This is a genomic window from Streptomyces sp. NPDC040432, assembly GCF_055595445.1.
Window position 1 is genome coordinate 1 of record NZ_JBVIVP010000018.1, and the last position, 22,799, is coordinate 22,799.

Here is a 22,799-nt window from a genome sequence, read left to right on the forward strand (position 1 = left end):
GCGACCTCGCGGGCGATCCGGGCACCGGACTCCGACAGCTCGAAGTTGCGTTCCGGGATGTCGTACTCCGCGAGGGCGGCGAAGTTCGCGCCGAAGGTGTTCGTCTCGACGCAGTCGACACCGACGGAGAAATAGGCCTCGTGGACCGAGCGGACGATGTCCGGTCGGGTGACGTTCAGAACCTCGTTGCAGCCCTCCAACTGCTGGAAGTCCTCCAACGTCGGGTCCTGCTCCTGGAGCATCGTTCCCATGGCTCCGTCGGCGACGACCACACGGGTGGCGAGCGCCTCCCGAAGGGCGTCGGCCCGGGTCTGGGTGTCTGCGGGCGGGTTCGGCAACGAGGCCATGGTTGTGCTCCCTGGGATGCGACGGCTGTCGGCTTTGCACCCCCTCGTGTCAAGGGTGCACGCGGTCAGGGTAACCGTGCGGCAACAACCCCGGTGGGGGCGTCCCACGTGGCGGACTGCATTCTGTGCGCGGGACTACGCCCGGGGGTGTGACGGTGTGCACTGACTGCGGGAATCGCCCAACCATGCACAAGGTCGGCATCGACCGATAGTGTTCAGCATTGTCGAACTACGTCAGCAGGAGGCTGCGCGATGGCACGGAACATCCAGTCGCTCGAACGAGCCGCTGCGATGCTGCGGCTCCTGGCGGGCGGGGAGCGCCGACTGGGACTTTCGGATGTGGCGTCGTCCCTTGGCCTGGCCAAGGGCACGGCGCACGGGATCCTGCGCACCCTGCAGGCCGAGGGTTTCGTCGAGCAGGACCCGGCGTCGGGGCGCTACCAGCTGGGCGCGGAGCTGCTGCGCCTGGGCAACAGCTACCTGGACGTGCACGAGCTGCGCGCCCGCGCCCTGGTGTGGACGGACGACCTGGCCCGGGCCAGCGGCGAGAGCGTGTACGTGGGGGTGCTGCACAAGAGCGGGGTGCTGATCATGCACCACGTGTTCCGGCCGGACGACAGCCGTCAGGTGCTGGAGGTGGGGGCCATGCAGCCGCTGCACTCCACAGCCCTGGGCAAGGTCCTGTCGGCCTACGACCCGGTCGCGCACACGCAGGTGGTGGAGGTGGAGCGGGACTCGTTCACGCCCCGCACGGTCACGGACGCGGTGGGCTTCGAGGAGGTCCTGGCGCTGACCCGGGCGCGCGGCTGGGCCGCGGACGTGGAAGAGACCTGGGAGGGCATCGCGTCGGTCGCGGCGCCCATCCACGACCGGCGCCGGATGCCGGTCGGGGCGGTGGCCGTCGCGGGGGCCGTGGAGCGGGTCTGCGGGGAGGGCGGGGAGCCCCGGGCGTCACTGGTGGCCTCGGTCCGGGACTGCGCACGGTCGGTTTCGCGCGATCTCGGGGCGGGCCGGTTCTGAGCTTGACTTGATTCGTTCGGCCCACCCAAGGGGCGCTTCAGGCGCTCTTTGGGTGGGTTTTGTCATTTCCGGACCGCTCAATGGCCTGATTTGGGCGATCGTACCGTGTGGTAACGATCCGGTTCTTTGACCTGGCCAACCCTTGACGCGTTCTTCATCCAGGCGGAAAACTGCCGTTCATCGGTCGGCATTGTCGAACACCTACCGGCAATACGCGTTAGGCTATGGCGAGGCCAAGGACCGGTGCAGCACTCACCGAGTGTGTGGACCACCGGAGGGACCCGGTGTCCACCCACCCCTGGACGTAAGAACAAAGGAGTCGCGGGTGTCCAGCTCCGACATCTTCATCGGCGAGACCATCGGTACCGCCCTGCTCACTCTTCTCGGTGGTGGCGTCTGCGCCGCCGTCACCCTCAAGAGCTCCAAGGCCCGCAACGCGGGCTGGCTCGCGATCACCTTCGGCTGGGGTTTCGCCGTACTGATCGCCGCCTACGTCTCCGCTCCGCTCTCCGGGGCCCACCTGAACCCGGCCGTCACGTTCGGCATCGCCGTCAAGACCGGCGAGTGGGGCGACGTCCCCGTGTACCTCGCGGGACAGCTCCTCGGTGCCATGCTGGGTGCCGTGCTGATGTGGATCACGTACTACGGCCAGTTCCGCGTGCACCTGTCGGACCCGGAGCACATCCGCGACGCCAAGCTCGGTCCCGAGGACCCGCACCCGCACGACCAAGCCGGCCCGGTCCTCGGCATCTTCTCCACGGGCCCCGAGATCCGTAATGTCGTGCAGAACCTCGCCACCGAGATCATCGGCACCGCCGTCCTGGTCCTGGCCATCCTGACCCAGGGCCTCCAGGACGACGGCAAGGGACTCGGTGTGATCGGTGTCCTGATCACCTCGTTCGTGGTCGTCGGCATCGGCCTCTCGCTGGGCGGCCCCACCGGCTACGCCATCAACCCGGTGCGCGACCTCGGTCCGCGCATCGTGCACGCCCTGCTCCCGCTGCCCAACAAGGGCGGCTCGGACTGGGGGTACTCCTGGATCCCGGTCGTCGGCCCGCTCGTCGGTGCCGTTCTCGCCGGCGGTCTGTACAACATCGCGTTCGCCTGATCAGCATCTGCAGCGCTCGTAAGATCCGCACCGCACTCCTGATTCCGCCAACTCACCAGACCTGCCAGGAGCAGCCATCATGACCAGCAGCACCGGCCCCTTCATCGCCGCGATCGACCAGGGCACCACCTCCTCCCGCTGCATCGTCTTCGACCGCGACGGGCGCATCGTCGCCGTCGACCAGAAGGAGCACGAGCAGATCTTCCCGAAGCCGGGCTGGGTCGAGCACGACGCCGCCGAGATCTGGACCAACGTCCAGGAGGTAGTCGCCGGAGCCATCGCCAAGGCGGAGATCACCGCCGCCGACGTCAAGGCCGTCGGCATCACCAACCAGCGCGAGACCACCCTGCTGTGGGACAAGAACACCGGCGAGCCGGTGCACAACGCGCTGGTCTGGCAGGACACCCGCACCGACGCCCTGTGCAAGGAGCTCGGTCGCAACGTCGGCCAGGACCGCTTCCGCCGCGAGACCGGGCTCCCCCTCGCCAGCTACTTCGCCGGCCCCAAGGTCCGCTGGCTGCTCGACAACGTCGAGGGCCTGCGCGAGCGCGCCGAGGCGGGCGACATCCTCTTCGGCACCATGGACTCGTGGGTCATCTGGAACCTCACGGGCGGCGCCCAGGGCGGCGTGCACGTCACCGACGTCACCAACGCCTCGCGCACCATGCTGATGAACCTGCACACGCTGGCCTGGGACGACAAGATCGCGGAATCGATGGGCGTCCCGCTCAACGTCCTCCCCGAGATCAAGTCCTCCGCCGAGGTCTACGGCCACGTCAAGGAAGGCGTCCTCGCCGGCGTCCCGGTCGCCTCGGCGCTCGGTGACCAGCAGGCCGCCCTCTTCGGACAGACCTGTTTCGCCGAGGGCGAGGCGAAGTCCACGTACGGCACCGGCACGTTCATGCTGATGAACACCGGCGACAAGATCATCAACTCCTACAGCGGCCTGCTGACCACGGTCGGCTACCAGATCGGCGACCAGAAGCCGGTCTACGCCCTGGAAGGCTCCATCGCCGTCACCGGCTCGCTCGTCCAGTGGATGCGCGACCAGATGGGCCTGATCAAGTCGGCCGCCGAGATCGAAACCCTGGCCTCCTCGGTCGAGGACAACGGCGGCGCCTACTTCGTGCCGGCCTTCTCCGGCCTGTTCGCCCCGTACTGGCGCTCCGACGCCCGCGGCGTGATCACCGGCCTGACCCGGTACGTCACCAAGGCGCACATCGCCCGTGCCGTCCTGGAGGCCACCGCCTGGCAGACCCGCGAGATCACCGACGCCATGACCAAGGACTCCGGCGTCGAGCTGGCGGCCCTCAAGGTCGACGGTGGTATGACCTCCAACAACCTGCTGATGCAGACGCTCTCGGACTTCCTGGACGCACCCGTGGTGCGCCCGATGGTCGCCGAGACCACCTGCCTCGGCGCCGCCTACGCCGCCGGCCTGGCCGTCGGCTTCTGGCCCGACACCGACGCCCTGCGCGCCAACTGGCGCCGCGCGGCCGAGTGGACCCCGCGGATGCCCGCCGAGCAGCGGGACCGCGAGTACAAGAGCTGGCTCAAGGCCGTGGAGCGGTCCATGGGCTGGGTCGACGACGAAGACGCCAGCTGACCGTACCGGCTGACGAATCGACGAGGAGCTAAAGAGACATGAGCAGCCTGCAGAGCGTCCCCACCCTGGGTACGCACCCGACAGCCGGTTCCAACGCGAGCCGCGCCGAGACCCGTGAGCAGTTGGCCAAGGCCACGTACGACCTGCTGGTCATCGGTGGTGGAATCCTGGGCACCTCGGTGGCCTGGCACGCCGCGCAGTCGGGTCTGCGGGTCGCCATGGTGGACGCCGGTGACTTCGCCGGCGCCACCTCCTCCGCCTCCTCCAAGCTCGTCCACGGCGGTCTGCGCTACCTGCAGACCGGCGCGGTCAAGCTCGTCGCGGAGAACCACCACGAGCGCCGGGTGCTGGCCAAGGACGTGGCCCCGCACCTGGTCAACCCGCTGACCTTCTACCTGCCCGTGTACAAGGGCGGTCCGGTCGGCGCGGCGAAGCTGGGCGCGGGCGTGTTCGCGTACTCGGCGCTCTCGGCCTTCGGTGACGGGATCGGCAAGGTCATCTCGCCGGCCCGCGCCGTCGCCGACAACCCGGGCCTGAAGACGGACAACCTGAAGGCCGTCGCGGTCTACTACGACCACCAGATGAACGACTCCCGCGTCGCCGTCATGACGGTCCGCGCGGCCGTCGAGTCGGGTGCGGTCGTCCTCAACCACGCCGAGGTCACCGGGCTGCGCATGACGCGCGGCCGGGTCAGCGGTGCCGAGCTCAAGGACCGCCTCGACGGCACCGAGTTCGGCGTCGACGCCCGTGTCGTGCTCAACGCCACCGGCCCGTGGGTGGACCACCTGCGGCGCATGGAGGACAAGCACTCGATGCCGTCGATCCGCCTGTCCAAGGGCGCGCACATCGTGATGAAGCGCAAGTCGCCGTGGAAGGCCGCCATGGCCACCCCGATCGACAAGTACCGCATCACCTTCGCCCTCCCGTGGGAGGACCAGCTGCTGCTCGGTACGACCGACGAGGTCTACGAGGGCGACCCGGCGGACGTGCGCGCCACCGAGTCCGACATCCAGCAGATACTCGACGAGGCGGCGTTCTCCGTGAACGACGCGGACCTCGACCGTTCCCTGATGACGTACGCCTTCGCGGGCCTGCGGGTGCTGCCCGGCGGTCCCGGCGGCGTGGAGAAGGCCAAGCGCGAGACGGTCGTCTCCGAGGGCGCGGGCGGCATGCTGTCGGTGGCCGGCGGCAAGTGGACGACGTACCGTCACATCGGCCGTGTGGTCATGGACAAGCTGGCCAAGCTCCCGGGCAGCCCGCTGACCGAGGACATGGAGCCGCAGAAGTCGCTGGTGCGCCGGATCCCGCTGCCCGGTGTCGCCAACCCGAACGCGGTCGCGCACCGACTGCTGGTGGACCGCGAGCCCGGCACCCGGATGGACCCGCTGACGGCCCGCCACCTGGCCTCGCACTACGGTTCGCTGGCCTTCGACATCGCGCGCATCGCGAACGAGGACCCGGCGCTGGCCGAGCGCATCCACCCGGACGGTCCGGAGATCTGGGCCCAGGTCGCCTACGCCCGTGACAACGAGTGGGCCGAGACGGTCGACGACGTGCTGCGCCGCCGCACGACGGTGACGGTGCGTGGTCTGGACGACGCCTCCGTGCGCGCCCGCGTCGAGGAGATGCTGGGTCACAAGGCATAGCTCCCGCGCAGGTGGGGAAGAGGGGCGGTTCCGAGGGGAACCGCCCCTCCGTCGTGGGCTGTGGTCGGTGCCACCTCAAGGCTTAGGCTGACCCACGTACGCAAGGGAACTTCGGAAGGAGACCTGGGTGATCGAGCTTGAGGGCGTGCCCGAGCTGATCGACCCGGTCATGGTGGCCGCGTTCGAGGGCTGGAACGACGCGGGTGACGCCGCCTCCGGTGCGGTGGCGCACCTGGACCGGGAGTGGAAGGGCGAGGTCTTCGCGGCTCTGGACGCCGAGGACTACTACGACTTCCAGGTCAACCGGCCGACGGTGTGGCTGGACAACGGGGTCAGGAAGATCACCTGGCCGACGACGCGGCTGTCCGTGGTCCGGATCGGCGGTGCGAAGCCGCGCGACCTGGTGCTGGTGCGGGGCATCGAACCGTCCATGCGGTGGCGGTCGTTCTGCAACGAGCTGCTCGGCTTCGCGCACGAGCTGGGCGTGGAGATGGTCGTCATCCTGGGCGCGCTGCTCGGGGACACCCCGCACACGCGGCCCGTGCCCGTCAGCGGGGTGACCTCGGACGCCGACCTGGCGCGGACGATGGACCTGGAGGAGACGAAGTACGAGGGTCCGACGGGGATCGTGGGCGTGCTGCAGGAGGCCTGTACGCACGCGGGCGTTCCCGCGGTGTCGCTGTGGGCGGCGGTGCCGCACTACGTGTCGCAGCCGCCGAACCCGAAGGCCACGCTGGCGCTGCTCAACAGGCTGGAGGACCTGATCGACATCAGGATCCCGCTGGGCGAGCTGCCCGAGGACGCACGGGCCTGGCAGCTGGGCGTGGACCAGCTGGCGGCCGAGGACAGCGAGGTGGCGGAGTACGTCCAGACGCTGGAGGAGGCGAGGGACACGGCGGACCTGCCGGAGGCCTCCGGCGACGCGATCGCCCGGGAGTTCGAACGGTACCTGCGGCGACGGGACCCCTCCGCGACCGCGGATCCGGGTGACGCCTCGTACCTGCGGGACACCGCCGGTGGCCTGAGCCGGCCCTCGAAGCGCAGGCCCGAGCCGGAGCCGCCCGTCGCGCCGACGCCCGACGGGGCCGTCGGCGGGGCCGAGGAGGCGTCCGGTGCTGCCGGAGCCCAGGAGGCTGCGGGGACGGCGGGCACGCCCACGTCGCCCGAGTCGCCGGAGAAGCCGGAGGCGCCCGAGGCACCGGGGGCCTCCCCCGACGCCTAGCAGGGCCGTCGAACGAGAACGCCGGGCCGGCCGCACCCGCGGCCGGCCCGGCGTTCTCGTCGCTCCTAGAGGGCGACGCCGAGCAGGGCGTCGACCGTGCGGGAGACCAGGCCCGGCGCCGACTCGTCGTCGGCGTCGGTGGCCAGCTGGAGCTCGACCCAACGGTCCACGGCGGCCAGCGCCGCGGGGGCGTCCAGGTCGCGGGAGAGGGCCTCGCGGACCTCCTCGACCAGGGCGTCCGCCGGAACGCCGTCCGGGCGCGAGACCGCCGCGCGCCAGCGTTCCAGACGGGCCACCGCCTCGGCGAGGACCGCGTCCGTCCACTCCCAGTCGGCCCGGTAGTGGTGCGACAGCAGGGCGAGGCGGATGGCCGCCGGGTCGACCCCGGAGCGGCGCAGGGCCGAGACGAAGACCAGGTTGCCCTTGGACTTCGACATCTTCTCGCCGTTCAGACCGACCATGCCGGCGTGGACGTAGGCCTTGGCCATCGGGAACTCGCCCGTCAGCGCCTGGGCGTGCGAGGCACCCATCTCGTGGTGCGGGAACGCCAGGTCGGAGCCGCCGCCCTGGATGTCGAAGCCCATGCCCAGGTGGTCCAGGGCGATGGCGACGCACTCGATGTGCCAGCCGGGCCGGCCGCGGCCCAGCGAGCCGCCGTCCCAGCTCGGGTCGCCCTCGCGGGCGGCCATCCACAGCATCGGGTCGAGCGGGTTCTTCTTCCCCGGGCGGTCCGGGTCGCCGCCGCGCTCCGCGGAGAGCAGCCGCATCGCCTCCGCGTCCAGGTGGGAGACCCCGCCGAAGTGCGGGTCGGACTCGACGGAGAAGTAGACGTCGCCGTCGAGCTCGTAGGCGGCGCCCGCGTCGCGGAGCCGCTCGACCAGCGGCACGATGCCGGGTATGGCCTCGACCGCTCCGATGTAGTGCTGCGGGGGCAGCATCCGCAGGGCGGTCATGTCCTCGCGGAACAGGGCGGTCTCGCGTTCGGCGAGTTCGGTCCAGTCGTGTCCGTCGCGCAGCGCCCGCTCCAGGAGCGGGTCGTCCACGTCCGTGACGTTCTGGACGTAGTGGACCTGCCGCTTGTTGTCGAGCCACACGCGCTGAACGAGGTCGAACGCGTTGTAGGTCGCCGCGTGACCGATGTGGGTCGCGTCGTACGGAGTGATCCCGCAGACGTAGATACGGGCGACGGGACCGGGGGCGAGGGTGATCGTCCCCTGGGTCGCGGTGTCGTGGATCTGGAGGTCGCGGCCCTTGCCGGGCAGGGCGGGGACCTCAGAAGCGGGCCAGGCATGCATGCCTTGAGACTAACCGGACGAGTGTTCCGGAAACGAACCGGAGCGTCACTGTTGGCCTGAACCGCGCTCTTGCCGTCTGGCCGGTTCTGTGCGTCCCGTGCCGTGCCTGGTCAGACCGGGGGCCAGGGAATGGCGGGCCACTGTCCCGAGGGTTGCGGATGGGTCCCGGTGCGCAGCAGGGCGGCCACGCGGGCCCGTACGGCGTCCAGCTCGGTGTCGGTGATCAGTTCGGCCAACCGGGTGGCGAGCGGCCCTCCCGCGGCCAGCTGGGATTCCAGGGAGAGCAGCACCGTGCGGGCCTCGTCGGTGAGGGGCTCCCCCGCCCAGCCCCAGAGCAGGGTGCGCAGCTTGTCCTCGGCGTGGAAGGTCACGCCGTGGTCGATGCCGTACAGCCGGCCGTCGGGGGCGGGCAGCAGGTGGCCGCCCTTGCGGTCGCCGTTGTTGATCACGGCGTCGAGTACGGCGAGGCGGCGCAGCCGGGGGTCGTCGGCGTGCACGAGGAGGGCGGTGCGGCCCTCGCCGACCTCGGCGAGCGCGACGGGCTTCCAGCCGTCCGCCGCCTCCTCGCCCTCGACGAGCGCGAGGAGATCCGCCTCGGGCGTCTCCCCGGAGTCGATCCAGTGCTGGACCATGCCCTCGCCGTACGGTCCGTCGCGCAGGACGGTGGCGGGGACCAGGCCCCAGCCGGTGGCCTCGGAGACGAGGTAGGCGGCGCGCTCGCGGCGGGCGAGGTTCCCGTCGGGGAAGTCCCACAGCGGTCGCTCGCCCTTGACCGGCTTGTAGACGCAGTCCGCGGTGCGGCCGTCGTGGGCGACGGTGCACAGCAGGACCGCGTTGGAGGCCTCGGCGATCCGTCCTCGGACGGTGAGCTCACCCCGGGTGAGCAGTTCCTCGATCGTGCTCACGGCGCTCACGCCTGGCGCCGGTAGCCGTTCTGGCGGGGGCACACGTGTCCCTCGGGGTCGAGCGGGAGGCTGCACAGGGGGCACGGGGGGCGGCCGGCGTTGACCACGTCCAGGGCGCGCTTGGCGAAGGCCCGGGCCTGGGCGCCGGAGAGGCGCACCCGGAGCATCGGCGGGCCGTTCTCCTCGTCCTGCAGGAGGCGTTCCTCGGCTTCGGCGAGGTCCTCGTCGGAGTCGGCGTCGAGTTCGACGAGCGCCTGGGCCTCGACGATCATCCGCTGTTCCTCGCCGTCCCAGGCGAGGGCCATGGTGCCGACCCGGAACTCCTCCTCGACGGGCACGTCGAGCGGGGCGGTGTCGGCGGCCTCGGTGGAGGCGACGGCCGGGACGGGGGCGTTGCCGCCGGTGCGCCGCACGACCTCGTCCAGCAGCTCGTCCATCCGCTCGGCCAGCGCCGCCACCTGGGTCTTCTCCAGGGAGACGCTGGTGACGCGGGTACCCACGGAGGCCTGCAGGAAGAACGTACGGCGCCCAGGCAGACCGACCGTGCCGGCCACGAAGCGGTCCGGCGGATCGTAAAGGAACACCTGACGGGGCACGTCCAGTCTCCAAGTCTCAGGCGTGGGCGGGTCCGCGCACGCGTATCGGCCATGCCACCCTACTGCGCCGTTCGATCACGCCGCGCCCGCGCCGCCCCCCACGACGGCGTTCCCGTCGCCTTCGGACCCGCCCTCGGCGATCGGGGCGGGGCGCGGGATCAGCGGGGTGAGGTCGCCGGTGTCGCCGAGGCGCAGCAGGAAGGGGCGGGTGGGGGTGTAGCGGACGGCGGTGACCGAGCAGGGGTCGACGTGGATCCGCTGGAAGAGGTCGAGGTGCATGCCGAGCGCGTCGGCGACGAGGGACTTGATGATGTCGCCGTGCGAGCACATCAGGAAGACGGCGTCGCTGCCGTGCTCGTCCTCGATCCGGGCGTTCCACTCCCGTACGGCGTCCACGGCGCGGGCCTGCATGGCGCGCATGGACTCGCCGCCGGGGAATGCGGCGCCGGAGGGGTACTGCTGGACGATCTTCATGAGGGGTTCTCCGGCGAGTTCGGAGAGTTTGCGGCCCGACCAGTCGCCGTAGTGGCACTCGCCGATGCGTTCGTCGGTGTGCAGGGGCAGCTCGGGGCGGGCGGCGAGGAGGGGCGCCAGGGTTTCCCGGCAGCGCTGGAGGGGGCTGGTGACGGCGGCGGCCAGCGGGACCCCGGCGAGCCGGTCGGGCAGTGCTGCGGCCTGCCCGGCTCCGTGTTCGTCGAGGCCGACTCCCGGAGTCCATCCGGCGAGCAAGCCCGCGGTGTTGGCGGTGGAGCGCCCGTGCCGTACGAGGATCAACGTGGCCATGGGTACAGGGTAGGGGTGTCGCCCGGGTGCGGGCCGGGGGAGGTCGGGGGAGAATGCGCGGCGTGATTGTCGACTGCGCGATGTACCGTGACGGCCGCCGTTCCGCGGCGCCCGCCGATTTCTCGGACGCCCTGGCCGAGGCGCGGGCCCGGGGCGACGCCTTCGTGTGGATCGGCATGCACGAGCCGACGGAGGCCGAGTTCGAGCACGTGAGCCGGGAGTTCGGGCTGCACGCGCTGGCGGTGGAGGACGCGCTGACGGCGCACCAGCGGCCGAAGTTGGAGGTGTACGACGATTCGCTGTTCGTCGTCCTGAAGCCGGTGCTGTACGACGACGACGCGGACACGGTGACGACGGGCGAGCTGATGGTGTTCATCGGCGACTCGTTCGTGGTCACGGTCCGGCACGGCGAGGGCGCGGCACTGACCGCGGTGCGCCACCGGTTGGAGCAGGATCCCAAGGTCCTGCGGCACGGGCCGACGGCGGTGCTCTACGCGGTGTCCGACGCGGTGGTCGACCACTACATCGAGGTGGCCGCCGAGCTCCAGGGCGATCTGGAGGAGCTGGAGGCGGAGGTGTTCGCGCCGAACGCCCCGGACTCGAAGAACACGGCGTCCCGGATCTACGGCTTCAAGCGGCAGGTGCTGGAGTTCCGTCGGGCGACGAGCCCGCTGCTCCAGCCGATGGACCGGCTCGCGTCCGGGCACGTGCCGTTCGTGCACGAGCACGCGCAGCCCTTCTTCCGGGACGTCGCCGATCACCTGACGAAGGCGAACGAGTACGTCGAGGGCTTGGACCGGTTGCTGTCGGACGCGCTGGCCGCGCACCTGGCGCAGATGGGTGTCCGGCAGAACGACGACATGCGCAAGATCTCCGCATGGGCGGCGATGGCCGCGGTCCCGACGATGGTCGCCGGGATCTACGGAATGAACTTCGAGGACATGCCGGAGTTGCGGCAGGGGTGGGGCTATCCGGGGGTGGTGGCCCTCATGGTCGCCGTGTGCCTGGGCCTGCACCGGATGTTCAAGCGCCGCGGCTGGCTGTGAGGGGCGGGTCGGACGGGCCGGTGCCCGGTCAGGCGAGCCCCGGTGCGGGTACAGGGGCGCCTCCGAGGGCGTCGACCCGCTCGGGCGGGGTCAGGCGGACCGCCCGGTGCCAGCCGCTGAAGCGCTCGTACGCGTACGCGGCGCGGATGCCGGCGGCGAGGGCGGCGGACTTGGGCGCGGGCCAGCGCAGGAGCCGGCCCATGTGGGCCATGACGGCGAGGCTGACGTCCCGGTACACGCCGATCTCGGCGAGGGCGCTCTCGCGCAGGATCCGGTGGATGGTGCGGCCGTGGCCGCGCCGGGCGAGGCGCAGCAGTTCCTCGTGGCAGTAGGCGAGGTGGTTGTCCTCGTCCGCGCTGATCATGCGGACGGCCCTGCCGAGCTCGGGGTGGTCGCCGAAGTACCGGACGAGCATGACCATCTGGTCGGCCGCGCGCTGCTCGGTGACCCGGCTGTGCGCGAGATAGAGGACGATGTCCTCCTCGGTCAGCGGCCGGTCGCCGCGCAGCTTCTCGTGGGCGAGGCCGATGCCGCGGCGCTCCAGCAGCATCGTGTAGTCGGTCTCCGGTGGCACGGGTACGGGCCGCAGGTCGCGTTTGCGGAGCAGGGCCTGGAAGATCCTGCCGTGCTTGTCCTCGTCGGCGCCGTGCCGGGTGATCTTGGGGGCCAGGTCGCGCATCGACGCGGGGACGAGCGCGGCGATCCGTGCGTTCTCCCAACCGCCCTGGGACTCCCCGCTGGCGGCGATGGAGCAGAACAGCTGGAAGGCGTCGTCGTGGTCGACGATCTCCTGGAACAGGCTGCGGGCAGAGAGCATGGAACGAGTCAAATGCGGATCGATCGGGCGGGCAACCGAGAGGGCCGCCCGACTCGGCCGAATGAACGAAATCGGCGGCTCGGCACGAGGGCGTAACCCGGGGACGGGGCGGGGCGTTGTCTGCTGTGTCGGCCGTGGCGGGGAAGACCCCCCGAGCCCCCACCACGGCCGCAGGACCTGACGACGGAGCCGCGCGCACCACGCGCGGCTCCGTCGTCGTGTCGGGGGTCGTCGACTCCCGGGATCAGGCGAGACCGGCGAGCTCCAGGGCCTCGGTGCCGGCCCGCAGGGCGGCGATGCGCTCGTCCAGGGTGAAGCCGGCGGGGGCCAGGGTGAGGGTGGTGACCCCGGCGTCGGCGTAGGCGCGCATGCCGTCGGCGATCCGCTCCACGGAGCCCAACAGGGTGGTCGAGTCGATCAGGGAGTGCGGGACGGCCGCGGCCGCGCCCGTCTTGTCGCCGCCCAGGTACTTGGTCTGGATCTCGGCGGCCTCCTTCTCGTAGCCCATCCGCTGCGCGAGCTGGTTGTAGAAGTTCTGCTTCGGGCTGCCCATGCCGCCGACGTACAGGGCGGTGTAGGGCCGGAACATGTCGGCGAGGGCCGTCACGTCCTCGCCGAGGGCCAGCGGCACCGTCGGGCAGACGTCGAAGCCGTCCATGGTCAGGCCGGCCTTCTCGCGACCCGCGCGGATGTGGCGCAGGGCCGTCTCCTCCAGGTGCTCGGCGGCCGGGAAGATCAGCAGGGCGCCGTCGGCGATCTCGCCGGTCTGCTCCAGGTTCTTCGGCCCGATCGCGGCGATGTAGAGCGGGATGTGCTCGCGTTCCGGATGGACGGTCAGCTTGAGGGGCTTGCCCGGGCCGTCGGGCAGCGGGAGGGTCCAGTGGGCGCCGTCGTAGGACAGCCGCTCGCGGGTCATCGCCTTGCGGACGATCTCCACGTACTCGCGGGTCCGGGCGAGCGGCTTGTCGAACTTGACGCCGTACCAGCCCTCGGAGACCTGCGGCCCCGAGACGCCGAGGCCGAGTCGGAAGCGGCCCTTGGTGAGCGAGTCCAGGGTGGCGGCGGTCATCGCCGTCATCGCGGGCTGGCGGGCCGGGATCTGGAAGATGGCCGAGCCGACGTCGATCCGCTCCGTCTGGGCCGCGACCCAGGCCAGCACGGTGGCCGCGTCGGAGCCGTAGGCCTCGGCGGCCCAGCAGACGTCGTAGCCGAGCCGGTCGGCCTCCTGGGCGACGGAGAGGTTGTCGGCGTCCATGCCCGCACCCCAGTAGCCGAGATTGATGCCGAGCCGCATGTGTCGTCCCCTAACGGTGAAGCCGATTTACCGATCAGTAACGTGGGTCTGCGGGGGACTGTAGCGCGCCAAGGTCTCCCGCGTCAGCGCCCCAGTAGTCTCAGCGCTCATGGAGCAGAGGCATCTCGGCCGCACCGGACTGCGCGTCTCCCGGATCGGCCTCGGCACCCTGACCTGGGGCCGCGACACCGGCGAGGAAGTCGCCGCCGAGCAGTTGAAGACGTTCTGGGAGGCGGGCGGCACGCTCGTCGACACGGCCGACGTGTACGGCGGCGGCGAGGCCGAGTACATCCTGGGGCAGCTGGTGGCCGGGCTGGTTCCGCGCCGCGACCTGGTCATCGCGACGAAGGCGGGCAGCGTGCCGGATCCCGACCGGCGCTTCAACGGCTCGCGCGGCCACCTGCTGGCCGCGCTCGACGACTCCCTGGACCGGCTCGGCACCGACTACGTGGACCTGTGGCAGGTCCACGCCTTCGATCCCCGTACCCCGTTGGAGGAAACCCTGCAGACCCTGGACCTCGCCGTCAGCAGCGGTCGGGCCCGGTACGCGGGGGTGTCCAACTTCTGCGGCTGGCAGCTCGCGAAGGCCGCGACGTGGCAGCTGGCGGTGCCGGGGGTACGGACCCGGCTGGCCTCGACGCAGATGGAGTACTCGCTCCTCCAGCGGGGCGTGGAGCGGGAGGTGCTGCCCGCCGCGCTGGACCTGGGTGTGGGCCTGCTGCCCTCCTCCCCGTTGGGTCGCGGGGTGCTGACGGGCAAGTACCGCGACGGCACGCCCGCCGACTCCCGGGGTGCCTCGGAGTCCCTGGCCGGCTTCGTGGACCCGTACCTCGACGAACCGGCGGGCCGGATCGTCGACGCGGTGGTCACCGCCGCCCAGGGGTTGGGCGTGACGCCCCTGCACGTGGCGCTGGCGTGGGTGCGGGACCGGCCGGGGGTGGTCGCCCCGATCGTCGGCGCGCGGACGTCGACCCAGCTCGGGGCGGCGCTGTCGGTGGAGGCCCTTAGTCTTCCCGAGGAGATCTGCCGTGCGCTGGACGACGTTTCCGTCCCGGTGCACCGCTACCCCGATCAGGACTGGAGCACGCTGTGAGTACGGACCCCGAGACCACCGCCGCCGCCGCGCCCGCTGCCGCGGAGGAAGGGGCCGGGGCCGGCGGGACCGCGCCCGAGGACCCCGCCACGGCGGACGCCGGCCGGCAACCCGAGGGCGGCCCCGCCCCGGAGCCGGCGGAGGGCGCGCCGGAGCAGGACGCGCCGGAGGCCGGCTCCGAGGCCGGCTCCGAGGCGTCGGACGAGCCGGACGAGGACGCGCCGGACGGGGACGCCGCACCGGGCGACCCGGAGGAACGACGCACGGAGGACACCGCTCCCGCCGGCGAGCCGGACGGGGACGGCGTCCTCGACGCGGACGCCACCGCGAAGCAGGCCGCTCCCACCGGCGGGGACGCGGGCGGCGCCGCGGAGGCGGCGGCGCCCTCGCTCACCGAGGCGCAGGCCGAGTTGGCGGCGCAGAAGGTCGAACGGGAACGCATCGCGCGGCGCAAGGCCGAGCGGGAGGGCCCGGTCGAGGCGGGTGCGAAGCTCAGCGGGAAGGCCGCCGACCTGCTGGCGGCCGTGCGCGCCGTGGAGAGCGGCGCCGCACCGGCCCCGGTGTACTTCGACGAGGCCCCGGCCGCCCCCCGCAAGGCCGCCCCCGTTCCCCCGCAGCAGCCCCGGCCCGTCACGGCGGCCCCCGAGCCCACCGCGGCCGAGATCGAGGCCGTACGGGCCGTGCTGGCCCGCGGCGGCGCCCCCGAGGCGCTGGCCGGGCCGGCCGCCCGGATCCTCGGGGAGGGCGCCGCGGGGCAGCTCGTCGAGGACCCCTGGCGACTGCTGGCGGTCGCCGGCGTCCGCCCGGCCCAGGCGGACGGCTTCGCGCAGGCCCTGTTGGGCGCCGAGGCCGGCCCCGCGGACGAGCGCCGCGGCGCGGCCCTGGTGGGCTGGCTGCTGGACCGGGCCGCGGAGAAGGGACACACCGCCCTGGAGACCCCGGTACTGGAGAAGGCCCTCGCCCAGTACGGGGTGCCGGACCCGGCCGGAGCCCTCGAACACGCCGTCGGCGAGGGCGCGGTGCTCGTGTTCGAGGAGCCCCTGGACGGTCCCGCGCCGACGCCCGCCGCGGACGCCGAGCAGGAGGCCGGGGAGATCGAGCGGCCCGTACGGGTCCTCGTCGGGCTGGAGGAGTACGCCCTCGCCGAGGAGAGCCTCGCCGACGGCCTGGCCCGGCTGGCGGCCGGCGTCACCGTTCCCGCCGACTGGTCGCAGGTCGCCACCGGGACCGGGAGCGAGCTGATCCGGGCCGTCGCCGGTCACGGGGTGGTGGCCCACACCGGCGGTGAGGCCGCCCGGGCCGAGCCGACGGCGCTTTGGGAGGCGGCCCGGAAGCTGGGCCTGCGCGCCGTCCTGGCCGCGCACGCGCCGGGCCCGGACCGGGTCACCCCGGCCGGGTTGCTGACCGGGGCGCAGGGTCCCGGGCGGGATGCCGACGGGCGGTTCGAGCTGGACCTCCTGGTGGTGCTGGACGCGCCGCAGCTGGACGTGGAGACGGCCGCGGCCCTGGTGGAGTCCGTCCCGGACGGGGCCCGGCTGGTGCTGTCCGGGGACCCCGGGGTGCTCGGGTCGGCCGGTCCCGGGCGGGTGTTCGCCGATGTGCTGGCGGCGCGCGCCTGGCCGCAGGTCGTGTCCCGGACGCCGGATCCCGGCCCGGTCGGCGAGTTGGTCTCGGGCATCGGGGTCGGGGAGCTGAACCAGGTCCACGCCCCGGGCAAGGAGGTCGTGATCGTCCCGGTGCAGGACGCCGGAGAGGCGGTGCACCGCACCGTGCAGCTGGTCGCCGAGTCGGTGCCGCGCGCGTTCGGGATCCCGGCCGAGGCCGTGCAGGTCATCACCCCGGGCCACGGCGGCTCGGCGGGCACCCGCGCGCTGAACGCGGCCCTCAAGGAGCGGCTGAACCCCGGCCCCCGCCGGTTCGGCGGCTTCGACCCCGGCGATCGGATCGTGCACGTGCCCTCTCCCGGGCGGGCGCTGCCGGGACGGGTGGTGTCGGCCGACGAGGAGGGGCTGCACCTGGACCTCGCGGGGGCCCGGATCGTCGTACCCCAGGAACGGGTCGCTTCCCAGGTGCGGCACGGCTGGGCGGTGACCGCGCACCAGGCCGTCGGGACGCGCTGGCCCGCGGTGGTGGTCGTCCTTCCGGGGGACGCCGCGCAGGCCCTGTCCCGGGACTGGGTGTACACGGCGTTCGGGCGGGCGGAGCGACACCTGTCCGTCGTCCACGGGGTCGACCAAGCGCTGCCGCACGCGGTGGCCCAGGTGCCGCCGAAGCCGCGCACGACCCGTCTCACGGGCCTGCTGAGGGCCTTGACGGCCGCCCAGGAGGCCGCGCCGCAGTAGCGGGGAGTGGAAACCCCGGGGTGACGACGGAACGCCCCCGCCCGGGAGGGGTGGGGGCGTTCCGCCGGGAGCAGGTCAGGCCGGGGTCAGGCCGGGCTCGGCGGCTTCCTCGAACTCCCCCGGCCCTTCCGTGTCCTCGGGGTCCTCGTCGAAGACGGAGCTGACGTCGAAACGGTGCAGCACGTCCTGGGGGTCGGTCTGTCCGAAGGGCGCGTCGAGCCAATCGCCCGGTTCCGCGACCTCTTCGAGCGCCGCGATCCAGAGGGTGGAGTCGCCCTCCTCCAATCCGAACTCCTTGTAGCGGGAGGCGATCTCGTCGGGCTCGTACTCCCCGAAGAGCACTCCGAGCGCACCGGCCGTGCCGGCGTCGTCGACGAACTCGGAGGCGCGGTCGTGCGCGGCGACGCGTTCCGCCTGGGCGATCAGGCGGGCCGGTTCGACGACGGCGTAGTCACGGCGGATGAACACGCTGAAGGCCGCGGGTTCCGCCGGCCCGGTGTACGGAACTCCGTCCTCCGGCGTGGGGATCTCGAACGGGGTGACCTCGTCGTAGCGGTCGTAGAGCAGTTCGTCGTATTCCTCGGCGGCGGCGGCGAGTTCGTTGAAGGCGGCGTAGACGGCCGGGTCCTCGTCCCCGATCCTGCTCTCGACCGCGGCGAGGTGGCGGTCGAGAGCGGCCTTGACCGCCTCGGCGGCGGCGCGGACCTCGGCAACAGTGGGCAGAGCGGCATCAGACATAGTGCAGACGCTATCCGTAGCCGGGCTCTGCCCGCACAATAGATGCGATGCCGGAATACGAATTCGTCGACGTGTACGTGCCTCGCGGGACCCCCCGCCAGGAGGCGACCCGACTACTGACCGACCACGCCGAGTACGGCCACTGGGAACTGGACCGCCTGACGCTCCACCGGGACGGCAGCCGCAGAGTGCGGTTGCGCCGCCGGATCATCCGTCAGGTCCGCGCGACCTGGTGACGCGGGCCCGGGAGCGGGCCCACGTCATGAACGTCCGTCAGGCGGCGTTGCGGGCCCGCCGGTAGAGCACGGCTCCGGCGAGCAGCAGTCCGCCCGCGAGCGGCACTCCGGCCGTGAGCGCGTCACCGGCGCCCGTGGCCGCGAGTCCACCCTGTCCGCCCGTCCCCTGGCCGGGGCCCTGACCGGGCGCCTGCCCGCCCGGGGTGCCGGGGGTGCCGCCACCGGGGGTGCCGCCACCGGGGGTCTCACCACCCGGGTTGCCACCACCGGGGGTCTCGCCACCGGGGTTACCACCACCGGGGGTCTCGGCACCGGGGTTACCACTGCCCGGGTTGCCACCACCGGGGTTCCCGCCGCCCGGATTGCCACCACCGGGGTTTCCACCGCCCGGGTTGCCACCGCCCGGGTTGCCACCACCGGGGGTCTCGCCACCGGGATTGCCACCACCCGGGTTACCCCCACCGGGGTTCCCACCACCCGGGTTCCCACCGCCCGGGTTCCCGCCACCGGGGTTCCCACCGCCCGGGTGGTCGTCGCACGGCTCCTCGTGGCCGCCCGGGTGGTCCGGGTGCTGCGGCTTGCCCGGCGGGCGGTGCTTGCCCGACTCGTTGGCGCAGCCGTTCCCGAAGGCCGGGTTCAGCAGGGCGATCACGTTGACGGTGTTGCCGCAGACGTTCACCGGCACTTCCAGCGGGGCCTGCACGTTGTTCCCGGACAGCACGCCCGGTGAGTTCGCGGCATGGCCGGACGCCCCGGAGGCCGCCTGCGCCTGACCGCCGGCCAGCGCGAGCACACCCCCCGCGGCCGCCATGGTGATCAGCGTCTTCCTCGTGACCTGGATCGGTCGTCGCATCTGAAATCGTCCCCTGTTGGTACGTCGACGGCCGCGCGCGGCGGCCGGGCCGTCCAGGCTCCCCTGCCTGGTGCGCCGAAAAGTCGATGGATCGGGCCGTGAAAGCCCGGCGGCCCCGGAGCGCTGGAATGCGCTCCGGGGCCGGGTCTTCAGACGCGTCAGGCGTTGACGCAGGTGTTGCCGAAGGCCGGGTTCAGCAGGCCGATCACGGAGATCGTGTTGCCGCAGACGTTCACGGGCACGTGGACCGGAACCTGGACGACGTTGCCGGACAGGACACCGGGGGAGCCGATGGCCGCACCCTGGGCACCCGCGTCGGCGACAGCCAGGCCCGCACCCGCGAGAACCAGACCACCGGTAGCAGCCGCAGCGGCGACAACCTTCTTGAGCATTGTTCCTCCTAGTAGGCAAGTGCGGTCCCAGCCGCGGACCGCACCACCTGTAACGAGGAGTTCCCACCGGGGCTACGAGCGTATGAGCGCATTCACTCTTCTCAGTGGAATCCGCACACCTTCCCGATTTCCCGGCGTTAGGAGTGGCCCGTCACGCGTTGTCGATGAACCGGTCGAGGACCCGGACGCCGAACTTGAGGCCGTCGACCGGCACCCGCTCGTCCACTCCGTGGAACATGCCCGCGAAGTCCAGCTCGGGGGGCAGCTGGAGCGGGGCGAAGCCGAAGCAGCGGATCCCGAGGTCGTCGAAGGACTTCGCGTCCGTACCGCCCGAGAGCATGTACGGGACGGCCCGCGCGATCGGGTCCTCGGCCTTCAGGGCGCCCTGCATGGCGTCGACGAGCTTCCCGTCGAAGTCCGTCTCCAGCGCCTTGTCCGCGTGCACGTCCTCGTACTTCACGCGGGGGCCGAGGATCCGGTCGAGGTCGGCGAAGAACTCGTCCTCGTAGCCGGGCAGGAACCGGCCGTCGACGTGCGCCGTGGCCTGGCCGGGGATGACGTTGACCTTGTAGCCGGCGCCGAGCATCGTCGGGGCGGCCGAGTTGCGCAGGGTCGCGCCGACCATCTTCGCGATGCCGCCGAGCTTGGCGAGGGTCTCGTCCATGTTGTCGGGGTCCAGCGGGGTGCCCAGGGCGTCCGAGAGCTCGTCCAGGAACGAACGCACGGTCTTGGTGACCCGCACGGGCCACTGGTGCCGGCCGAGGCGGCCCACGGCCTCGCACAGTTCCGTGATGGCGTTGTCGTTGTTGGTCATCGAACCGTGACCCGCGGTGCCCTCCACCGTGAGCCGCATCCAGTGCATGCCCTTCTGCGCGGTCTCCACGAGGTAGAGGCGCAGGTTCTCGTTCACGGTGAAGGAGAAGCCGCCGACCTCGCCGATCGCCTCCGTGACTCCCTCGAAGAGGCCGGGGTGCTTGTCGACGAGGTGGCGGGCCCCGTAGATGCCGCCCGCCTCCTCGTCGGCGAGGAAGGCCAGCACGATGTCGCGCGGGGGCTTGCGCCCGCTGCGCATGCGGTCGCGCACGACGGCCAGCGTCATCGCGTCCATGTCCTTCATGTCGACCGCGCCGCGGCCCCACACGCACCCGTCGGCGATCTCGCCCGAGAACGGGTCGTAGGTCCAGTCGGCGGCATTGGCCGGGACCACGTCGGTGTGCCCGTGGATCAGCAGGGCCGGCCGCGACGGGTCCTCCCCCTCGATCCGGGCCACGGTCGAGGCGCGGCCCTTGTGGGACTCGAAGATCTGCGGCTCCAGACCCACCTCGGCCAGCTGCTCCGCGATCCACTCGGCCGCCTTGCGCTCGCCCGGGCCCGAGTGGTCCCCGTAGTTGCTGGTGTCGATCCGGATGAGGTCCCGGCAGAGGTCGACGACCTCGTCCTGTCCGGAGACGGTCCTGCCCGCGCCCGATTCGCTCACGCTGTTCCTCCCACTGATCAGTACCGGCTACCTCCCCATCCTCGCGCGCCGGGGCGCTGCGCCCAAGGGCGCTCCCCGGTCACCGGGGGGTGTGATCGGGCCCCCGGAATGTTTGGTAATGTTTTCCACGTCGGAACGGCCCGCGAGGGACGCGAGACAGACACCTTGTCCGGGTGGCGGAATGGCAGACGCGCTAGCTTGAGGTGCTAGTGCCCTTTATCGGGCGTGGGGGTTCAAGTCCCCCCTCGGACACAGAAGAGAAGGACCCCGCTTCGGCGGGGTCCTTCTTCGTTTCCCGCGCGTGCGGGGACGGGGAAGGGGCCCCGGCGCGGGATCGGATCCCGGGCCGGGGCCCCTTCGTGCGTGCGTCGGGTCAGCGGCGGGAGGCCGCGATCTCCGCCACCCGGCCGCGGACCAGGAACCAGCCGCCGACCAGGGCGGCGCCGATGACCGGGACGAACAGCACGGTGGTGCGGCCGACGCCGCCGTCGCACCACATCAGGACCAGGACCGTGACGAGGAAGACCAGCGTCACGATCTGCGTGTACGGGGCCCAGGGCAGCCGGTAGGACGGGCGCTCCAGGAGGCCCTGCTTCGCCCTCCGCCAGAAGTGCAGCGAGCAGAGCATGACCATCGCCCAGGTGCCGAGGATGCCGAGCGAGGCGAAGTTGAGGACGATCTCGAAGGCGTCCTCGGGCATCAGGTAGTTCAGACCGACGCCGGCGACGCCGAAGGCCGCGGTGAAGAGGACGCCGCCGTAGGGGACCTTGCCCTTGTTCATGACGCCGGTGAACTTGGGCGCGGAGCCGGACATGGCCATCGAGCGCAGGATCCGGCCGGTGGAGTAGAGGCCGGAGTTCAGGCTGGACAGGGCGGCCGTCAGGACGACCAGGTTCATGATGCCCGCGGCGCCCGGGACGCCGAGCTTGTCGAAGACGGTGACGAAGGGGCTCTGGCCGTCCGAGTAGGCGGTGTACGGGAGCAGCAGGGCCAGCAGGACGACCGAGCCGACGTAGAAGATGCCCACCCGCCACATGATCGAGTTGATCGCCTTCGGCATGATCTTCTCGGGGTTCTCGGTCTCGCCCGCGGCGACTCCGCAGAGCTCGACGGAGGCGTAGGCGAAGACCACGCCCTGGATGACCAGGAGCATGGGCAGGACACCGGCCGGGAAGATGCCGCCGTTGTCGGTGATGTTGGCGAGGCCCGGGGTGTTGCCGCCGATGTCGTGGCTGGTGGCGACGAGGTAGATGCCCACGAGCAGGAAGATCGTCAGGGCGGCCACCTTGACCAGGGAGAACCAGAACTCCATCTCGCCGAAGTACTTGACCGAGATCAGGTTCGCGGTGAGGACGACGGCCAGGGCGATGAAGGCGAGCACCCACTGGGGGACGTCCGTGAACATCGACCAGAAGTGGGCGTAGGTCGCGGCGGCCGTGATGTCCGCGACGGTGGTGGTGGACCAGTTGAGGAAGTAGAGCCAGCCCGCCGTGTAGGCGCCCTTCTCCCCCATGAACTCGCGCGCGTAGCTGACGAAGGCGCCCGAGGACGGGCGGTAGAGGACCAGCTCGCCGAGGGCGCGGACCACGAAGAAGGCGAAGGCGCCGCAGACCGCGTAGGCGATGGCGAGCGAGGGGCCCGCTCCGGCGAGGCGGCCGCCGGCGCCCAGGAACAGGCCGGTGCCTATCGCCCCGCCGATGGCGATCATGTTGATGTGGCGGGACTTGAGGTCCTTGCTGTAGCCCTCGTCACCGGCGTCGACGGGGCGGGACGACGCCTCGGCGGGGGCCTCGGTCAAGGTGCGGTCACTCATACGGACTTCGCCTTCGTGGGTCGGACAGGCAGGTCGGAACGGCCGCGCGGGAGAGCTGGGTGGTGTCCCCCGTGCCGCGATCCGGTGGTTTTGTCGCCCCAGGAGACCATGAGGCTCCGTCCCCCGCCAAAATCGGTTCCCTGCGCACGGAGGCCCCCGGCGACCATGGA

Annotated in this window: 21 protein-coding genes and 1 tRNA gene; 10 read left to right on the forward strand and 12 right to left on the reverse strand. The window is 71.8% G+C overall.

Annotated elements, in window-relative coordinates:
• Positions 1-347, reverse strand: a 347-nt coding sequence (locus tag ACZ58N_RS28725) for a homocysteine S-methyltransferase family protein (RefSeq protein WP_471165515.1), incomplete at its 3' end; no start/stop codon positions are given.
• A gap of 252 nt (positions 348-599) precedes the next feature.
• On the opposite strand from ACZ58N_RS28725, the gene ACZ58N_RS28730 reads away from it, so the two are divergent.
• From ACZ58N_RS28730 to ACZ58N_RS28750, 5 genes are all read left to right on the forward strand, one after another.
• Entirely contained in the window at positions 600-1,367 is a 768-nt protein-coding gene (locus ACZ58N_RS28730; protein WP_389709077.1) for an IclR family transcriptional regulator, read from the forward strand.
• 325 nt (positions 1,368-1,692) lie between these two features.
• On the forward strand, positions 1,693-2,475 hold the full coding sequence (locus ACZ58N_RS28735; RefSeq protein ID WP_281205888.1) for an MIP/aquaporin family protein: 783 nt from the start codon (positions 1,693-1,695) through the stop codon (positions 2,473-2,475).
• Positions 2,476-2,554: 79 nt separating this feature from the next.
• Positions 2,555-4,081, forward strand: coding sequence for a glycerol kinase GlpK (gene glpK / locus ACZ58N_RS28740; RefSeq protein ID WP_389709080.1), 1,527 nt, complete (start codon positions 2,555-2,557; stop codon positions 4,079-4,081).
• Positions 4,082-4,119: 38 nt separating this feature from the next.
• Positions 4,120-5,727 (forward strand): glycerol-3-phosphate dehydrogenase/oxidase, encoded by a 1,608-nt coding sequence (locus ACZ58N_RS28745; protein ID WP_471165520.1) that lies wholly within the window; start codon positions 4,120-4,122, stop codon positions 5,725-5,727.
• Positions 5,728-5,854: 127 nt separating this feature from the next.
• Positions 5,855-6,949 (forward strand): PAC2 family protein, encoded by a 1,095-nt coding sequence (locus ACZ58N_RS28750; protein ID WP_471165523.1) that lies wholly within the window; start codon positions 5,855-5,857, stop codon positions 6,947-6,949.
• Between the two features lie 65 nt (positions 6,950-7,014).
• On the opposite strand, the gene mshC is transcribed toward ACZ58N_RS28750, so the two are convergent.
• The 4 genes from mshC to ACZ58N_RS28770 form a co-directional block, all read right to left on the reverse strand.
• Entirely contained in the window at positions 7,015-8,244 is a 1,230-nt protein-coding gene (gene mshC / locus ACZ58N_RS28755; RefSeq protein ID WP_471165526.1) for a cysteine--1-D-myo-inosityl 2-amino-2-deoxy-alpha-D-glucopyranoside ligase, read from the reverse strand.
• Between the two features lie 110 nt (positions 8,245-8,354).
• On the reverse strand, positions 8,355-9,191 hold the full coding sequence (locus ACZ58N_RS28760; RefSeq protein ID WP_471165529.1) for an SCO1664 family protein: 837 nt from the start codon (positions 9,189-9,191) through the stop codon (positions 8,355-8,357).
• Positions 9,155-9,745 (reverse strand): DUF3090 domain-containing protein, encoded by a 591-nt coding sequence (locus tag ACZ58N_RS28765; protein ID WP_281205883.1) that lies wholly within the window; start codon positions 9,743-9,745, stop codon positions 9,155-9,157. The genes ACZ58N_RS28760 and ACZ58N_RS28765 overlap by 37 nt, the downstream gene beginning before the upstream one ends.
• A 75-nt stretch (positions 9,746-9,820) precedes the next feature.
• Positions 9,821-10,528: a histidine phosphatase family protein gene (locus tag ACZ58N_RS28770; RefSeq protein ID WP_471165531.1), complete on the reverse strand. Its 708-nt coding sequence runs from the start codon at positions 10,526-10,528 to the stop codon at positions 9,821-9,823.
• A 53-nt stretch (positions 10,529-10,581) separates the two neighbouring features.
• On the opposite strand from ACZ58N_RS28770, the gene corA reads away from it, so the two are divergent.
• Positions 10,582-11,574: a magnesium/cobalt transporter CorA gene (gene corA, locus ACZ58N_RS28775; RefSeq protein ID WP_471165533.1), complete on the forward strand. Its 993-nt coding sequence runs from the start codon at positions 10,582-10,584 to the stop codon at positions 11,572-11,574.
• Between the two features lie 28 nt (positions 11,575-11,602).
• Here the strand turns inward: corA and ACZ58N_RS28780 are convergent, their stop codons facing one another.
• The gene (locus tag ACZ58N_RS28780) at positions 11,603-12,391 is read right to left on the reverse strand and encodes a ferritin-like domain-containing protein (protein WP_471165536.1); all 789 of its coding nucleotides are present in this window, start codon (positions 12,389-12,391) and stop codon (positions 11,603-11,605) included.
• A 244-nt stretch (positions 12,392-12,635) separates the two neighbouring features.
• The gene (locus ACZ58N_RS28785; protein WP_281205879.1) at positions 12,636-13,685 is read right to left on the reverse strand and encodes an LLM class F420-dependent oxidoreductase; all 1,050 of its coding nucleotides are present in this window, start codon (positions 13,683-13,685) and stop codon (positions 12,636-12,638) included.
• Between the two features lie 109 nt (positions 13,686-13,794).
• Here ACZ58N_RS28785 and ACZ58N_RS28790 point away from each other — a divergent pair, with 109 nt between their 5' ends.
• Entirely contained in the window at positions 13,795-14,778 is a 984-nt protein-coding gene (locus ACZ58N_RS28790; protein WP_471165539.1) for an aldo/keto reductase, read from the forward strand.
• Positions 14,775-17,120 (forward strand): helix-hairpin-helix domain-containing protein, encoded by a 2,346-nt coding sequence (locus ACZ58N_RS28795; RefSeq protein WP_471165541.1) that lies wholly within the window; start codon positions 14,775-14,777, stop codon positions 17,118-17,120. The genes ACZ58N_RS28790 and ACZ58N_RS28795 overlap by 4 nt, the downstream gene beginning before the upstream one ends.
• A 75-nt stretch (positions 17,121-17,195) precedes the next feature.
• Here ACZ58N_RS28795 and ACZ58N_RS28800 read toward each other — a convergent pair whose 3' ends face one another.
• Complete coding sequence (locus ACZ58N_RS28800; RefSeq protein ID WP_471165543.1) at positions 17,196-17,858, reverse strand: hypothetical protein; 663 nt, start codon at positions 17,856-17,858, stop codon at positions 17,196-17,198.
• Between the two features lie 47 nt (positions 17,859-17,905).
• Here ACZ58N_RS28800 and ACZ58N_RS28805 point away from each other — a divergent pair, with 47 nt between their 5' ends.
• Entirely contained in the window at positions 17,906-18,094 is a 189-nt protein-coding gene (locus ACZ58N_RS28805; RefSeq protein ID WP_281205875.1) for a DUF5703 family protein, read from the forward strand.
• A 37-nt stretch (positions 18,095-18,131) separates the two neighbouring features.
• Here ACZ58N_RS28805 and ACZ58N_RS28810 read toward each other — a convergent pair whose 3' ends face one another.
• From ACZ58N_RS28810 to ACZ58N_RS28820, 3 genes are all read right to left on the reverse strand, one after another.
• Positions 18,132-18,947, reverse strand: a complete 816-nt coding sequence (locus tag ACZ58N_RS28810; protein ID WP_471165545.1) for a chaplin — start codon at positions 18,945-18,947, stop codon at positions 18,132-18,134.
• Between the two features lie 158 nt (positions 18,948-19,105).
• Complete coding sequence (gene chpH / locus ACZ58N_RS28815; RefSeq protein ID WP_281205873.1) at positions 19,106-19,339, reverse strand: chaplin ChpH; 234 nt, start codon at positions 19,337-19,339, stop codon at positions 19,106-19,108.
• A gap of 151 nt (positions 19,340-19,490) precedes the next feature.
• Positions 19,491-20,816, reverse strand: coding sequence for a M20/M25/M40 family metallo-hydrolase (locus tag ACZ58N_RS28820; RefSeq protein WP_281205872.1), 1,326 nt, complete (start codon positions 20,814-20,816; stop codon positions 19,491-19,493).
• A 167-nt stretch (positions 20,817-20,983) separates the two neighbouring features.
• Here ACZ58N_RS28820 and ACZ58N_RS28825 point away from each other — a divergent pair.
• Positions 20,984-21,068 (forward strand) — tRNA-Leu (locus tag ACZ58N_RS28825).
• A 121-nt stretch (positions 21,069-21,189) separates the two neighbouring features.
• Here the strand turns inward: ACZ58N_RS28825 and ACZ58N_RS28830 are convergent.
• Entirely contained in the window at positions 21,190-22,629 is a 1,440-nt protein-coding gene (locus ACZ58N_RS28830) for an amino acid permease (protein ID WP_471165549.1), read from the reverse strand.
• Positions 22,630-22,799: the final 170 nt, after the last annotated feature.

Coding starts and splice junctions, on each gene's coding strand:
- ACZ58N_RS28785 (WP_281205879.1), bottom strand. CDS start 13,685: ATGCGGCTCGGCATCAATCTCGGCTACTGGGGTGCGGGCATGGACGCC.
- ACZ58N_RS28770 (WP_471165531.1), bottom strand. CDS start 10,528: ATGGCCACGTTGATCCTCGTACGGCACGGGCGCTCCACCGCCAACACC.
- chpH (WP_281205873.1), bottom strand. CDS start 19,339: ATGCTCAAGAAGGTTGTCGCCGCTGCGGCTGCTACCGGTGGTCTGGTT.
- ACZ58N_RS28805 (WP_281205875.1), top strand. CDS start 17,906: ATGCCGGAATACGAATTCGTCGACGTGTACGTGCCTCGCGGGACCCCC.
- glpK (WP_389709080.1), top strand. CDS start 2,555: ATGACCAGCAGCACCGGCCCCTTCATCGCCGCGATCGACCAGGGCACC.
- ACZ58N_RS28780 (WP_471165536.1), bottom strand. CDS start 12,391: ATGCTCTCTGCCCGCAGCCTGTTCCAGGAGATCGTCGACCACGACGAC.
- ACZ58N_RS28730 (WP_389709077.1), top strand. CDS start 600: ATGGCACGGAACATCCAGTCGCTCGAACGAGCCGCTGCGATGCTGCGG.
- mshC (WP_471165526.1), bottom strand. CDS start 8,244: ATGCATGCCTGGCCCGCTTCTGAGGTCCCCGCCCTGCCCGGCAAGGGC.
- ACZ58N_RS28745 (WP_471165520.1), top strand. CDS start 4,120: ATGAGCAGCCTGCAGAGCGTCCCCACCCTGGGTACGCACCCGACAGCC.
- ACZ58N_RS28800 (WP_471165543.1), bottom strand. CDS start 17,858: ATGTCTGATGCCGCTCTGCCCACTGTTGCCGAGGTCCGCGCCGCCGCC.
- corA (WP_471165533.1), top strand. CDS start 10,582: ATGCGCGGCGTGATTGTCGACTGCGCGATGTACCGTGACGGCCGCCGT.
- ACZ58N_RS28810 (WP_471165545.1), bottom strand. CDS start 18,947: ATGCGACGACCGATCCAGGTCACGAGGAAGACGCTGATCACCATGGCG.
- ACZ58N_RS28830 (WP_471165549.1), bottom strand. CDS start 22,629: ATGAGTGACCGCACCTTGACCGAGGCCCCCGCCGAGGCGTCGTCCCGC.
- ACZ58N_RS28790 (WP_471165539.1), top strand. CDS start 13,795: ATGGAGCAGAGGCATCTCGGCCGCACCGGACTGCGCGTCTCCCGGATC.